General features: G+C 70.4%; 13 protein-coding genes and 10 pseudogenes. 8 read left to right on the top strand and 15 right to left on the bottom strand.

The annotated features are described in order from the left end of the window. Positions 1–127: 127 nt before the first annotated feature. The 8 genes and pseudogenes from FF86_RS26420 to FF86_RS26390 all read right to left on the bottom strand — a co-directional run bounded on the left by FF86_RS26420 (position 128) and on the right by FF86_RS26390 (position 4,901). Positions 128–913 carry an SDR family NAD(P)-dependent oxidoreductase gene (locus tag FF86_RS26420; protein ID WP_044887323.1) on the bottom strand — a complete coding sequence of 262 codons (786 nt, stop codon included), beginning with the start codon at positions 911–913 and terminating at the stop codon, positions 128–130. A gap of 23 nt (positions 914–936) precedes the next feature. Further along, positions 937–1,794 (bottom strand): SAM-dependent methyltransferase, encoded by an 858-nt coding sequence (locus FF86_RS26415; RefSeq protein ID WP_044887324.1) that lies wholly within the window; start codon positions 1,792–1,794, stop codon positions 937–939. Between the two features lie 221 nt (positions 1,795–2,015). Beyond that, positions 2,016–2,300 carry a hypothetical protein gene (locus FF86_RS26410; protein ID WP_055870745.1) on the bottom strand — a complete coding sequence of 95 codons (285 nt, stop codon included), beginning with the start codon at positions 2,298–2,300 and terminating at the stop codon, positions 2,016–2,018. After that, positions 2,297–3,211 (bottom strand): LLM class flavin-dependent oxidoreductase, encoded by a 915-nt coding sequence (locus tag FF86_RS26405; protein ID WP_044887326.1) that lies wholly within the window; start codon positions 3,209–3,211, stop codon positions 2,297–2,299. Before FF86_RS26405 ends, FF86_RS26410 begins: the two co-directional genes overlap by 4 nt. A gap of 67 nt (positions 3,212–3,278) precedes the next feature. Then, the coding region (locus FF86_RS26400) for an NAD(P)-binding domain-containing protein (protein ID WP_242419660.1) at positions 3,279–3,851 on the bottom strand (573 nt) is incomplete at its 3' end. Positions 3,852–3,870: 19 nt separating this feature from the next. Beyond that, a pseudogene (locus FF86_RS68490) lies at positions 3,871–3,990 on the bottom strand (chlorophyllase); the annotation flags it as partial. Between the two features lies 1 nt (position 3,991). Beyond that, positions 3,992–4,149: pseudogene (locus FF86_RS68485) on the bottom strand (chlorophyllase); the annotation flags it as partial. A 20-nt stretch (positions 4,150–4,169) separates the two neighbouring features. Beyond that, on the bottom strand, positions 4,170–4,901 hold the full coding sequence (locus tag FF86_RS26390; protein ID WP_044887329.1) for an SDR family NAD(P)-dependent oxidoreductase: 732 nt from the start codon (positions 4,899–4,901) through the stop codon (positions 4,170–4,172). A gap of 95 nt (positions 4,902–4,996) precedes the next feature. Here FF86_RS26390 and FF86_RS58170 point away from each other — a divergent pair. Continuing rightward, a pseudogene (locus FF86_RS58170) lies at positions 4,997–5,526 on the top strand (LysR family transcriptional regulator); the annotation flags it as partial. 1 nt (position 5,527) lies between these two features. Then, positions 5,528–5,845 (top strand): annotated as a pseudogene (locus FF86_RS58165) (LysR family transcriptional regulator); the annotation flags it as partial. A 31-nt stretch (positions 5,846–5,876) separates the two neighbouring features. Here FF86_RS58165 and FF86_RS68480 read toward each other — a convergent pair. Continuing rightward, positions 5,877–6,081: pseudogene (locus tag FF86_RS68480) on the bottom strand (hypothetical protein); the annotation flags it as partial. A gap of 619 nt (positions 6,082–6,700) precedes the next feature. Then, positions 6,701–7,489 (bottom strand): annotated as a pseudogene (coaA, locus tag FF86_RS68475) (type I pantothenate kinase); the annotation flags it as partial. A gap of 250 nt (positions 7,490–7,739) precedes the next feature. Here coaA and FF86_RS26375 point away from each other — a divergent pair. Continuing rightward, entirely contained in the window at positions 7,740–8,627 is an 888-nt protein-coding gene (locus tag FF86_RS26375; protein ID WP_044887331.1) for a LysR family transcriptional regulator, read from the top strand. Positions 8,628–8,683: 56 nt separating this feature from the next. On the opposite strand, the gene FF86_RS26370 is transcribed toward FF86_RS26375, so the two are convergent. Next, the gene (locus FF86_RS26370; protein WP_044887332.1) at positions 8,684–9,343 is read right to left on the bottom strand and encodes an NAD(P)H-binding protein; all 660 of its coding nucleotides are present in this window, start codon (positions 9,341–9,343) and stop codon (positions 8,684–8,686) included. Positions 9,344–9,454: 111 nt separating this feature from the next. Beyond that, the coding region (locus FF86_RS26365; RefSeq protein WP_242419658.1) for a Rieske 2Fe-2S domain-containing protein at positions 9,455–10,364 on the bottom strand (910 nt) is incomplete at its 3' end. Between the two features lie 242 nt (positions 10,365–10,606). Here FF86_RS26365 and FF86_RS68470 point away from each other — a divergent pair. Together FF86_RS68470 and FF86_RS26360 are read left to right on the top strand one after the other, a co-directional pair. Beyond that, positions 10,607–10,668, top strand: a pseudogene (locus FF86_RS68470) (dimethyladenosine transferase); the annotation flags it as partial. Position 10,669: 1 nt separating this feature from the next. Further along, positions 10,670–11,122: SRPBCC family protein (locus FF86_RS26360; protein ID WP_242419657.1), on the top strand; the 453-nt coding region annotated here is incomplete at its 5' end. 137 nt (positions 11,123–11,259) lie between these two features. On the opposite strand, the gene FF86_RS32585 is transcribed toward FF86_RS26360, so the two are convergent. Continuing rightward, positions 11,260–11,379, bottom strand: a 120-nt coding sequence (locus FF86_RS32585) for an Rv0909 family putative TA system antitoxin (RefSeq protein WP_242419666.1), incomplete at its 3' end; no start/stop codon positions are given. Between the two features lie 393 nt (positions 11,380–11,772). Here FF86_RS32585 and FF86_RS68465 point away from each other — a divergent pair. The 3 genes and pseudogenes from FF86_RS68465 to FF86_RS58150 form a co-directional block, all read left to right on the top strand. Further along, a pseudogene (locus tag FF86_RS68465) lies at positions 11,773–12,034 on the top strand (diguanylate phosphodiesterase); the annotation flags it as partial. Between the two features lie 34 nt (positions 12,035–12,068). Continuing rightward, a pseudogene (locus FF86_RS58155) lies at positions 12,069–12,716 on the top strand (EAL domain-containing protein); the annotation flags it as partial. A 1-nt stretch (position 12,717) separates the two neighbouring features. Beyond that, positions 12,718–13,134 (top strand): EAL domain-containing protein (locus tag FF86_RS58150; protein WP_242419656.1); only part of this gene is annotated, 417 nt, incomplete at its 5' end. On the opposite strand, the gene FF86_RS63825 is transcribed toward FF86_RS58150, so the two are convergent. Both FF86_RS63825 and FF86_RS63820 read right to left on the bottom strand, forming a co-directional pair. Beyond that, positions 13,064–13,321 (bottom strand): hypothetical protein, encoded by a 258-nt coding sequence (locus FF86_RS63825; protein ID WP_304438185.1) that lies wholly within the window; start codon positions 13,319–13,321, stop codon positions 13,064–13,066. The two genes, FF86_RS58150 and FF86_RS63825, sit on opposite strands and share 71 nt — an antisense overlap. A gap of 1 nt (position 13,322) precedes the next feature. After that, positions 13,323–13,401 (bottom strand): annotated as a pseudogene (locus FF86_RS63820) (hypothetical protein); the annotation flags it as partial. Position 13,402: the final 1 nt, after the last annotated feature.

Below are 13,402 nucleotides of genomic sequence, written 5' to 3'. Positions count from 1 at the left end.
GCACCAAACTCCGCCACCTATACCCCAAACATTAGTGGCGACGGTCTACTAGCGCCCCTATTCCCGCAGATGGGGGGCTGACCCGGTCTCCTGAAGGCGAGCCGACCGGGCGGGGCGCGACGGCGGGTCAGGAGTAGAGCGGGAAGCCGCCGGTCACCTTGAGCGTCTCGCCGGTGACGAAGCCACCCTCGGCCGAACAGAGGTAGATCAGCGCCGCGACGATGTCGGCGACGCGGCCCTGACGGTGGATGAGCTGGCGCTGGTCGATGATGTCCCGGACGAGCTCCGCGGGCAGGTCGGCCATCGCGCTCTCGGTGTCCATGAGCCCGGGTGAGATCGCGTTCACCCGAATGTTGTCCGGCGCGAACTCGGTGGCGAACGCGACCGTCAGGCCACGGACGGCCAGCTTCGACACCGCGTACGGCGACGTTCCGATATGCGACGCCATCGACGAGATGTTGATGATCGACCCGCCGCCCCTGGCCGCCATCGACGGCCGGGCGGCGAGCGAGCAGTTCACGACGCCCATGACGTTCACGTCGAACAGCTCGCGCACGTCGTCGCGGGCCAGCGTCTGGAACGGCAGGTTGTACCGGGTGAGATGCCGACCCGCATTGTTGACCAGAATGTCGATCCCGCCGAAGTGCTCGACGGCGCGGGCCACCGCCGCGTCGACCGTGTCCTCGGCGGCAACGTCGCAGCGCACGGGCAACACCGTGTGCCCGGCCGCGGCGAGGGCGGCGGCGGAACGCTCCGCGGCGGCGGCGTCGATGTCGGCGAGCACGACCGAGGCCCCTCGTTCGGCGAGCTCCCGGGCGAACGCAAGGCCGAAGCCGGCCGCGCCGCCGGTGATGAAGGCGACGCGGCCGTCGAAACGGCGGGCGGGCTCGTGGGTGCCTGACGATGCGGTCATCGCATGGACCTCCGTCGCAGGGACTACGGCTTGCGGGCAACTCCGCCGTACGTGCCGACCTGGGCGTCGGCCAGGCCATCCGTCGTGCCGTCGGCCCGCCAGCGCAGGACGTTGACCAGACCGGGGTCGACGAAGTCGAAGCCCTCGAAGAAACGGAGCACCTCGTCGCGGGACCGCAGGCGCGTCGGAATGCCCTGCTGCCGGTAGATCTCCGCCGCCGATTCCGCCTCCTCCGGAGCGAAGTCCGCGGTGCCGTGGGTGAGCGACAGGAAGCTGCCCGACGGCAGGGCATCGGTCAGCGTACGGACCAGGCCGTACGGATCACCCTCGTCCGGAATGAAGTGGAGCATGCCGATCAGGGACAGGACCACCGGCTGGTCCAGGTCGAAGGTGTCACGCACCTCGGCGGAGGCCAGGATGCGCGCGGGGTCGTGGAAGTCGGCGTCCACATACGCGGTACGACCCTCCGGGCTGCTCGTCAGCAGCGCCCGGGCATGCACGAGCACGATCGGGTCGTTGTCGACGTAGACGACCCGGGAGTCCGGCGCGAGCCCCTGGGCGACCTCGTGCAGGTTCGGGCTGGTGGGAATGCCGGTCCCGATGTCGAGGAACTGCCGGACGCCCGCCTCGCCGGCGAGGTAGCGGGTCGCCCTCAGCATGAAGGCCCGGTTCTGCTGCGTGGTGTTCTGGACGTCCGGGAAGACACTGATGATCTGTTCGGCGGCGGCCCGGTCGGCCGGAAAGTTGTCCTTCCCGCCGAGGAAGTAGTCATAGACTCGCGCCGAATGCGGGATGTCCATCTTCAGATCAGCCGAGATGAATCTTGGTGCCGGGGAGAAAGCCCCTGACGCGCTCGACACCTCGTCCTCAGCCGTAGCCACCGCGACCGCCCTCTCCCCGTCTGACGCTCGTCAGACCCTCCGTACACATCACCTTAGCGGTCAAATCACCCACAAGCAGTCATGGGTCTGGCCCATTGACGACCCGGGCTCCCGCGGTGGACGGGGTCGCACGCGGCTCCGCGTCGGGCCGGCGTTTCGGTCGCGGGCACACGGACCGCAGCCCGGTCGGCGGCATGCACCCTGACCTGGGATTTGACGCGCTACCGTGCTCGCTCCGGGTGCCGTGACCCCGTCAGACCGCGCCGCGCCGCCGTTCCTCCGGCGTCGTGGGATCCTCCGGTGGCGCGGAACCGGGCCCTTCGCCTGGCACCCAGACCGTCCGGTCCACCAGGCCATGCGGGCAGCGTCTGGGCGAGGAGGTCGACCATGGCGCGGGCCTGCTCGGGCTTGGAGATGCTGGTCTTGGGGATGTGCAGGCGGAACAGGACCGGCAGGCAGACCCGGCGGGCCATGAACGGCACCGCCACCACGATACCGACGATCACGAAGCAGTTGCCGCGCCCGATGCCGTCGCGTCCCCTTGGCGGAGCCCTCGTGCTGGTTCGTCGGCGACCCACTGGGCGGCACCGGCGGGGTAGGGCGCCGGCAGGCCGAGAACGATGTGCCGGAAGCCGGCGTCGATCGCCTTGCCGACTGCGTCCCGGGTCGTGCCGGGCTGGTCGTAGGAGACCGGCAGGTGGATCGAGCGGGTGATGGCGGCAGGGTCGCGCCCGTTCTCGGCGCAGTAGCGGTCCAGCAGCGCGCTGCGGCTGACGACGTCGTCGATGTCGCCGCCCGGGATGTTCCACAGGTCAGCGTGCTCGGCAGCGATGCGCAGCACAGCGGCCGAACGGCCGCCGATGAGGATCGGCGGGTGGGGCCGCTGGACAGGCTTCGGATTGCCGAACGCATCGGTGAGACGGTGGTAGGTGCCGTGGAAGTCGAAGGGTTCGGGCTCGGTCCACAACCGCCGGATAACCGTGCACGCCTCGGCGAGGCTGCCCACGGCGTGAGCGGCGTCATGGAAGGGCAGGCCGTGCGCCTCGTACTCCCGCCGAGCCAAGGGCTGGTCCGGTCGTGAGCCGGCGCCGATGCCGAAGTCGAGACGTCCACCGGAGACGGTGTCGACAGTCGTGGCGATCTTGGCCAGCATCGCGGGTGGGCGGATGCGGTTGCTGGTGACGAGCAGGCCCAGGCGCAGTCGCCGGGTCTGGGCGGCAAGGGCCGCCAGCAGGGTCCAGCCTTCGTAGGACGACCCGTCCGGGTCGCCGCCGATCGGCATGAGGTGGTCGAACAGCCACGCGTGCTCGATCTCGGCGATCTCGTCCGCCTCGCGCCAGACCCGCAGGATGTCGTGGTAGCCGATCCGCATGGGGGCGGTCATGATCCCGAAGCTGGGCCGGGGTGTTCGCGGCATGCGGCATCAGTCCTTTCGTGTCGGTCCCTGACCTCTGCTGTCAGCGCGTGATGGCGATGGCGAACCNCATCGTCTGCAGGGCCTGGTAGGTCGCGAAGAACAACGGCGCGGCGTGCTCGGTGGCTGTCGCACTGGCCATGCCCCCGAGGTCGAGGATGCTCTCCGTGGTCCAGCCCAGGTCGGCCAGCAACCCCTTGACGGCCGCCTTGGCGTCCTGGTTCTCACCGCTGACGAACACCGTTGCCTGCGAGAGCGAGGCCAGCGGGTCCACCATGATCGAGACGTTCATGGTGTTCAGGGACTTGACGACCCGGGCCCGGGGGAAGCGCGCCTGCACCCGCCGGGCGACGCTGTCGTTGGGGTAGGCCAGCGCCATGTCCGGCGTGAAGGCGGCCGACACGTCCAGCACGATCCGATCGGCGAGGACATCCTCCCCGATCCCCTCCAACGTAGAAAGGACAGCAGTCCCAGGGATGGCGATGATGACCAGCTCGGCGCCCTGGACGGCATCCGTCTGACTGACCGACCCGGTGTGGTCCTCGGGGGTACGTGAGCCGTAGGCCACCTCGTGGCCGGCGGACGCGAGCCGTGCTCCCAGAGCAGAGCCCACTTTCCCCTTGCCGATGATCGCAATGTGCACAACAGTCTCCTGACAGTGTGGATTCGACCCGGCCGAGCGAGTTGTCTCCGGCGGTCAGCGCGTCACACGCCGCCTGCCAGGCAGAATCTGCGGGATAGAGCTCGGTGCGCAGGTAGGCCTAGGTCAGCTGCTGGATTGCNGTCACCCGCTCGGGGTTCTCGTCCGTGGTCTCGGCGGCGTCATCTCCGGAGATCCCGCCGAGCATGTGCCCTGCGTCGAACAGCGTGAGCAGGGACTTGGGGCCGGGAGCGAGGTGATAAGGGTCAGCGTGCCATTCCCAGCCTTGAACCGTCAGGTGGGTGATGACCGCCGTGCACATCACCAGGGCACTACGCCAGCGTCCTCGAAGAACTTGCCGGTCGGGCCGTCGTCGGGCAGGGTCGCGAGTTTGATGGCGATCGCCGCGCCCTGTTCGGGGGTGCGCACGCCGCGGAAGCCGTTGAGGTCGGTCGCGACGAAGCCGGGGCAGCCGGCGTTGATCAGGATGTTCGTACCGCTCAGCTCCCGGGCGTACTGGAGGGTGACGGCGTTCAGGAACGTCTTCGACGGCGCGTACGCCACGGCCACCGGACCCGTCGTCTGCTCGCCAGCGGTTCCTGACTGCCGGGTAAGGGAGCCGACACTGCTGGACATGTTCACGATCCGCGGCGAGGCAGAGCGGCGCAGCAGCGGCATCATCGCGTTGGTGACGCGAATGACGCCGATCACGTTGGTCTCCACGACCGTCCGGATGGTGGCCGGATCGACCTGGGTGGGCTCCTGCGGCATACCACCAGTGATGCCGGCGTTGTTGACGAGCACGTCGAGGCGCCCGGCCTGCTCCTCGATCAGCCGTGCGGCGGCGGTCGCGCTCGCGTCGTCCGTCACGTCCAGCGGCACGCCGAACGCGTCAACGCCGGCCGCGCGCAGCTTCTCCACCGCGGACTCCCGGCGCTGATCGTCGCGGGCGCCGACGCCGACGCTCCAGCCGAGGGCACCCAGGCCCGCGGCGATCTCGTAGCCGATTCCCTTGTTCGCGCCGGTGACCAGCGCAATCGTCGGTTCACTCATAGGGTCAATGCTGACCCGGACCCTGGCGAGGGGTCCAACACCGATCAGGTGACCGACGATACCGCCCAGGTATCGATCCCGGATAGTGTGGCTGCGTGGAGACCCGGGAACTGCGATACTTCGTCGCTGTCGCTGAAGAGCTGCACTTCGGGCGCGCCGCGCAGCGGCTCGGGATCGCACAGCCGCCTTTGTCACGGGCGATCCAGCAGCTCGAACGCCGGCTCGGGGCAGCACTCCTGGACCGGACCAGCCGCACCGTCACGCTGACCGAGGCAGGCTCGGTCCTGCTGGCCGAGGGCCGGGCGGCCCTCGACGCGGTCGACGCCGCCGACCGCCGGACCCGCCGCGCCGCCCTCGCCGCGACCGGCCGTCCCGGCCTGGTCCTGGCCGCGAAAGCCGGCGCGTCCAGCGAACTGCTGGCGAAACTGCTCGACGCCTACGCCGCCGAACCCGGCGCGGTCCCCGTCGACGTCACCCTGTGCGGCCCGGCCGAGCAGGAACGACTCCTGCGCGAGGGCCGGGCCGACGTGGCGCTACTGCACCGGCCGTTCGACTCGACGGCCGGGTTCCACACCGCAGAGCTCAGCACGGAGAGCCAGGTTGTGGTCCTGCCGGCCGGGCATCCNCTCACCGTCCGGGCCCACGTGCACATGGCCGACATCACCGCGCTGCCCGGCCTGCCCCTGCCACGCTGGCCCGACCCCGACGGCGCCTACCCGCCCGGCCCCGGCCCGCAGGTCCGCGACCACGCGCAGTTGCTGCAGCTGATCGCGCTCGGCCGCGCCTGCACGCTCTCACCGGAGTCGTGCCGAGCCCAACTGCACGGGGACCTCGCCGCCGTGCCCGTGCTGGACGCGCCGACAGTCACCACCGTGATCGCCTGGCCACCGCACAGCCGGTCCAGAGCCGTCGCCGACCTCATCCGGACTGCGACACGTCTCTAGCATCACCGCCCCGGGTACGGGCGGTGATGANCAACACGCCGTCGACGACCGCACTTCAGATCGAGGAGATCCCACGCGGGTCCGGTGAAAGTGGTAAGAGGCTGGGCGACCTCACCTCGGGCGGTGGCATCCCACAACCGGAAGACGCCATCCGAGCCACCGGCGGCCAGGATCCTTCCGTCCGGACTGAACGCCAGGCGGCCGGGATCTTTGGTAGGGGCGGTGAAACTGGCCAGAGGCGCGGCACTTCCGCTTCGGGTAGCGGTGTTCCACAGCCGGACGACGCCCCTCCCATCAATCAGGCAAGATCAGGCCGATCGGCGGCGACTTTTTCTGCTTCTTCGGCCAACCTTCCGGATACCACTGCCGGCGCGATGGAGTCCGCTCCGCCCAAGGTCACGAGCCACCCAGCCAGCACCGTCAGCNCAATCACCGCAGCCAACGATCCCATGATTACTCGTCGTACTGATGTGGACCGTCCGGTCTCTGTCCGCACGGCGGCCCTGTGGCCGGTTCCCGAGACGTCGGTCCCGCTGCTGCCGTCGCCAAGGGGCGGAAGATCGGCCGCGCGGCGAACTGCGTCAGCTGCTCGGCTGCTCGGCGGGTCGGCGGGTCGGCGGGTCGGCGGGTCGGCGGGTCGGCGGCCCACACGCCGCCCGGAGCCGGAACGCGCCGAGAGCAAGCCGTGTCATGAGCCGCCGGATCGGCGAGCCGAGCCGTTACCACGAACAGAGGGAAGATCCTCGATGACGACGATCAGGCGGCTGCGCGCGCTGCCGTATCCGGCCCGGACACTGCTGGCCACCAATGCCGTGAGCGCGCTCGGCGGCGGCCTGGTGCTGCCGTTCTGTGTAGCTACCTCACCGAGGCCCGGCAGCTCGACACCTGGGTGCCCGCGGCGGCCCTCGCCGTGCGGGCGGTCACCACGGCGGGCAGCGCGCTGGCCGCCGCGCTGGTCGTGGCGTCCCCGCTCCCGCGTACGAGCACCTCCCGCACCGCGTGATCGGAACCCTTTCGCACGATGACGTCGGCCCGCTCCCGGGTGGGCTGGATGTTCTCGACCAGGTTGACCTCGTTGATCTCCCGATAGCGCCTCGTCGCCTCCTCGGCGATCTCGGCCGCGGAAAGGCAGGCGTACCGACGAAGATGCGCGGGAGGATTCCCGCGCGCCGTCCGCAGGAGTGTCCGCAGGCGAGCCACATACCATCGGCGCAGATCGTCGAACTCGGCGTCCACATACAGGGTGAGGTCAAAGAGGTCGTTGAGGTCCACTGCCGGGCCGCGGTCGTCCGGGCGGCGACATGACTGCAGCACGTTGAGACCTTCGACGATCAGGATGTCCTCCCGACCCACCGTCACCGACCGGCCCGGCACCACGTCGTAGTGCTCATGCGAGTACACCGGAACTCGCACCTGCCGGCCCGCCCTCGCCGCCGTGAGGAACCGCAGCATCGCCTCCTGGTCGTACGACTCCGGAAAACCCTTGCGATCCAGGATTCCGCGCCGCTCCAGGATCCGGTTCGGATAGAGAAATCCGTCGGTCGTGACGCTGCCCGTGCTCGGGGCCGCCGGTCGGCGGGACAGCAACTCGCCCAGCACACGCGCGATGGTGCTCTTTCCGACGGCGACCGGCCCGGCGATCCCNATGAGGAAGGGCATTGTCGGATCTCTCCCCGGTCCTGGTAATCCGCCGCCGAACAATCGGGGTCGGCACCCGTCCGGCAGCACTCGGNCATCCGTGACCGGGACCCGGGTCCGTGGACACGCCGCATTCGAGGCCGCGGACGGGTTGCCGCCACGCTTCGATTCCGTGCGCCGCCATCGTGAACCGGGCGTCAGACCCAAGTCAATCCATGGGATCGGTTCACTCGACCCAAGTGATACCTTGGGTCGAGTGACCCTCGAGGATCTCCGGGTGTTCGTCGCCGTCTGCGAGGCCGGCAGTCTGGCCAGCGTCGCCCGGGCCAGCTCCCGATCCCAGTCCGCCGTGAGTCAGCACGTGAAGCGGCTCGAACGGGCGACGGGCCTGACGCTTCTCGAGCGGCAGCCGCGCGGAGTGGTTGCGACGCCCGCCGGTCGGCTGCTGTACCTGGCCGCCCGGAGCGCCACCGCCTCGCTGGACGATGCGCTGCAGCATCTGGACGACCTTCGCCGAGGCGTCGGCGGTGCCGTCCGCATCACCACCGGTGGCGTCACCGTGCGGCACTTCATGGCCGAGGCCGTCGTCGCATTCCGTCAGCGCTATCCGAAGGTGACGCTGGAATTCCACGCCGCGAACTCGACCCAGCACTGTGTACAGATCCTGCAGGCGGGCCAGGTCGACCTGGCCTGGATCACGCTGGGTCAGCCGCTGCCCGGCATCGAGCAGCGGCCCGTGGTCGATCTTCCGTGGGTGCTCGTCGTGCGCCCCGACGACCCGCTCGCCGAGCGCGCCGTGATCCGGCCGGAGGATCTGGGCCACATCAGTTACATTGTTCAGCCCGAGAACTCGACATCACGACTGCGACTCGAGGAAAGCCTGGTCCGACTGGGCATCAGGCCCTCGGCGCCGGCGGGAATCGCCGACTGGGACACCGCCCTGCTCCTCGCCGAACTCGGCACCGCCCCCGCCATCCTCCCGGCGCTGCCCAGACCGACGCTGCTCCCGGACAGCCATACCAGGCTGATACCGATTCCCGATCTCACCCCACTCGCAGTGGGCTGGGCGGCCCGGAGCTGGCAGGCGCTCTCGCCCTACGCCACCGAGTTCGCCGACACCGTCGCCGCCGCCCTGACGCCGTAACCTCCGCCGCATGTCCCCGGGTTCCGAGCGCGACCTCCACGTCATCGCCGAGGGGCTCACACCTCGAGGACGACGACGACCTCCTGCTCCCTGGCGTCGATCAGGACGTCGCAGACCCGTTCGCCGATGACGTCGGAGCCGAGCATGCCCGGGCCCGGCTCGCCGGGCTGGCCGAAGCCGTGGACCATGGCGCGGATCATGACCTCGCGCACCAGCACCTCGCTGGCGCGGGCCTCCCGCTCCAGGTGCCGGTACAGCATCCGCTGCGCCGCCTGGGCCATCGACACCACGCCCATCCCGCGGGCCGGGATGTCCGCCATGCCGCCGCCCATGCCCAGGTAGACCGCGCCGGCAGACAGGGCCGGCAGGAAGGTGGTCGCCGCGCTCAGGTGCAGCCGCAGGTAGGGGCCGAGGTGGTCGTCGGCCTGCGCCCAGGTCGTCGCCAGGACCGGCGTGGGCGTCCACGGGATGTTCACGGCGACGACGACGGCGTCGGCCGAGGCCAGGTCGAGGCGCCCCGCCAGCTCGGCCGCCCGCTCGGCGTCGGCGACGCTGCCCACGACGGTCTTGACGCCCGCGAACTCGTCGGGCAGCGCGTCGAAGCCGACGGTGTCGCGGTCGACGGCCGTCACCTCCCAGTCCCGCTTGCGAGCTGCGGCGACGATGCCACGCCCGACGTTTCCGGTCGCGCCGACGACGATGAGGGAGAAGGCCATGGAGGAAACCTAGCGAAGGACGCCGTCAGGTGCCGGAGGCGGCGAATCAGCCGATCGACACCCGAGCGGGCGAGGGACCGACGGGGTTGGCGCGCAGGGCCCGGACCTCCNAGCGGCGCAGTTCGACCCGCCCGGCGCGCTCGCGGACCTCGTACACCGGCTGCGGACGGGTCGCCGGACCCTGGACGACGTCGCCGGAGGTCAGTGCGAACCGGCTGCCGTGCCAGGGGCACTGCACGCAGTCGCCGTCGCGTGTGCCGTCGCTCAGGGGGGCGCCCCGGTGGGTGCAACGATCGTTGATCGCGATAATCCGGCCGTCGACCCTGGTCAGCAGCACGGGCACGCCGTCGACCTCGGCCTGCCGAAGCGCCGTGGTGACCTCGCCGGCCGCCAGCACGTCCGTCCAGTCGGCCGGGCCCCGCTGGAACGCGGTGGTGTCCACCCCCACCCCGAGCGCGTAGGCGAGGTGGCCGCCCAGCCACCCGCCGACGCCGAGGGCGGTCGCCCCGGCGAGGCTCGCGACCAGTCCGTTCGCGGCCGTCCCGTTCGCAGCCACCCCGCTGCCAGCCACCCCGCTGCCAGCCACCCCGCTGCCAGCCACCCCGCTGCTGCCACGATGCCGCTGCCACCAGGACGCCGTGTAGCACCCGATGCCGACGATGTTGCAGGCCGCGTGCACGAGCCCGACGCGGCGTTCGGCGCCGTCGGTGTCGAGCCAGTCCGACCACCCGGCCACCGCGGCGGGACCGGCCGACAGCAGCCCGAGCCCGATGAGCCGCCGCGCGGCCGGGCGCAGGCCGGGCCCGCCGGTGACGTCGAGCAGGGTCGCGCTCAGCAGCGTCCCCGCCGGCACGATCACGGCCGCGGGATGCAGCGGATGTCCGAGCGCCCGGCCGCTGAGCAGATCGCGTAGCCGTTGCGACCGCAGCGCCTTCGACCAGAACGCGTGGGCGCGCCCGGCGACCGGATCGAGCGCCTGCTCCCGTTCGAGCCGATCGAGTACCCGTTCGGACCCGCGCATGCCTACCTCTTCTCGGGAGATCCCGTCATACTCAACGGCGCCGCCCCGCTGCGCGGCGCGACCGGCGAACTNCCCCCGTCCGCGTCCTGCACACGCCCCAGGCCCCGCCATTCCCGGGGCGGCGGCGATGGATGGGACATTGGTGCCGGCGCTGGAGGGTCCACCGTCGATCGTGGTTTGACTCTCCCCCGGGCGAGGACCGACGCTGCGCTCATGCGCCACGAGCGACGAGGACGACAATCATGACCGTGACCGTCATCGACACCGGACCGCACCAGATCAGCCGGTCGGTCCTGGTGAACGCNCCAGTGAGCGAACTGTTTGCCATCGTGGCCGACCCGCGCCGGCACCGCGAGCTCGACGGCTCCGGCACAGTACGCGCCACCGTTTCCGGCCCGCCGCGGCTGACTGAAGGCGCGACCTTCTCGGTGAACATGAAGGCCTACGGTCTGCCCTACCGGATCACCAGCAGGGTCACGGCGTTCGAGGAGGACCGCCTCATCGAGTGGCGGCACCCGGTCGGCCACCGGTGGCGCTGGCAGTTCAGTCCGGAATCGACCGGATGCACCCGCGTCAGCGAGACCTTCGACTACAGCAGAATGGGCCGGATCAAGGCCACGATCCGCTACTACGACCTCATCCGCGCGACGAAGGCCAACGCGGCCGGCATCGAGGCGACCCTGGCCCAGCTCCAGGCCCGTTACGCGCCGAGCGAAGCGTCGACCACGAACGGTGCGGGTGCGGCTCCACCCGTCTGACCGGCCGCGCGGAAACCAGCCATGTCCTCAGTCCGCGGAAAGTAGTTGCTCGCGGGCGAGGACATGGCCGGGAGGGCGACGCCGACGGTGCCGCGTCAGTCGCGCTCCTGCACTTCCTGCACCCCCTTGTCCACCTNCTCGGAGTACTTCCCGTCGGTGCGCTTGTCGGCTTCCTCGCCGGCCTTGCCCACGGCCTGATCGACCTGCTTGTCGTGCTTGTCCTCGAGGTCACCGAGCTTGTCCGTGAGACCGCTCATCGGTCGCTCCCTTCGTTGGCCACCTGGCCACGCTGCCCGAACCGCGGCGGGCAAAACACGCTGCAGCCGACGTCCGGATCCGAACCGGGACCGGACCCTGGCTGCGCGTTTCAGGTGCATCGGCCCCATCCAGGGCGGCCGAGGTCACGCGAGGGATGGATCTCGTCCGCTCCTCGCTCCGGCCCACCGGACGACGGGGACCTCCCGAACGACGGAGACCCCCCGAACGACGGAGACCCCCCGAACGACGGAGGTTCCCCGAACGATGGGGACCTTCGCTCTGCCGGAAGCAGCCAGGATTACAGCCGGAACGTACATGTTGGTGTACTACCGGTTACGGGGGGCAGGGCGGGGGCAGGCACCAATCGCGTGGACTGCTGGGGGTGAGGGGCGATGGCACGGGCGGAGTCGGCGTCCGGACCCTCCTCGGACGGGATCGAACCGGACACGACGGTCATGGAGCTGCTCGGGATACTGCGCCGTCACCTCGGGATGGACCTCGCCTACCTGGCCCGGGCGGACGGGGATGATCTCATCATCCAGGTGCTCAACGGAGCCGGCGCGCGGTTCGGGCTGGCAGCGGGAACCCGGGTCCGCCCCGATCCCCGGTTCTACCGGAGCCTGCTGGCCGGCACGCTCCCGAAGGTGATCCCGGNCACCCGGCGCGATCACTTCCTGGTCGATACGCNGATTGTGCAGGGGATGGGCATCGGGTGCTACGCGGCGACGGTGGTGACCGACAGGAAGGGTGAGGTGTTCGGGGTGCTCGGCTGCATCAGCCGTGACCCGCGGCCGCATCTGCGGGAGCGGGACAGCCGCTTCCTGGGCCTGGCCGCCGAGTACCTCAGCGACGCCGTCATCGACCTGCACCGAATCTGGGAGGCCCGCTGCCGGGTCTGGTGCAGCATCAGCGAGATGATCGACGCCGGCGGCCCGGAGATCGTCTACCAGCCCATCGTGGACCTGGCGACGGGTCGGATCGCCGCGGTGGAGGCGCTGTCCCGGTTCCCCCACGAGCCCCGGTACCCCCACGAGTCCCACGAGTCCCACGAGCCCCGCGAGCCGCCCCGAGGCCCGCGGGGCTGGTACTTCGACGCCATGACCATCGGCCTCAGCGCCGAACTGGAGCTGGCCGCGATCCGCCGGGCGCTGCGAGCGCTGCCCCAGCTACCCGCCGCCGTCTGCCTCACGGTCAACGCCTCGCCGGCCACCATCACCTCCGGACTGCTTGACGTCCTGCGTGACGAGGAGACCTGTCGACGTCTGGTCGTGGAGATCACCGAACACGAGTACTTCTGCAATGACACCGAGGTCCTGCGCGGCGTGCGGGAGCTGCGNGCCCGCGGCGTGCGGATCGCCGCCGATGACACCGGAACCGGCTACGCGGGGCTGGAGCAGCTCATCGAGCTGCACCCGGACATCGTGAAGCTCGATTATCTGGTCACCCACGGGATGGACACCGACCCGGCCCGCCGGACGACCGCCGCGGCCCTCGTCATGATCAGCAGGGAGTTCGGCGGCTGCGTCATCGCGGAGGGCGTCGAAACTCCCGCCGAACTGCAGACCGCTCTCGACGTGCACATTCCCTACGGCCAGGGATTTCTCCTCGGCGCCCCGGCCCCCACCCCCTCCCTCGCCTGCGCGGGACGCGCAGACACCGGTCGGAGGTGGCGGCCGGGAGGGCTCAGGCCAGGCGGGAGCGGGGGGCGCGCAGGCCCTCCAGCCGGGCGACGCGCCACGACCAGGCGACGGTGATCGCCACGGCGGTCGCGGTCACGGCCGTGCCGGTAACCCCTCGGATCGCCACGAACACGGCGGTGGACTGCGACACCAGCAGCCAGAAGGTGAAGGCGGCGTTGCCGAGATTCACGGCGGCCCAGAAGAGGGTCAGGCCGAGGAAGAGCCGGCGCACGCCGATCCGCTCGGTGACGCCCGCGGGCAGNGGGCAGAAATCGCCGGCCAACCGGTGGACCAGTGGCCGGGGCGTCAACGCCGACAACAGGAAGATCATGCCGATCACCCN

Source organism: Frankia sp. CpI1-P (assembly GCF_001421075.1).
In the GTDB taxonomy this organism is placed as follows: domain Bacteria; phylum Actinomycetota; class Actinomycetes; order Frankiales; family Frankiaceae; genus Frankia; species Frankia torreyi.
This window is presented reverse-complemented; position numbering and strand designations above follow the sequence as displayed.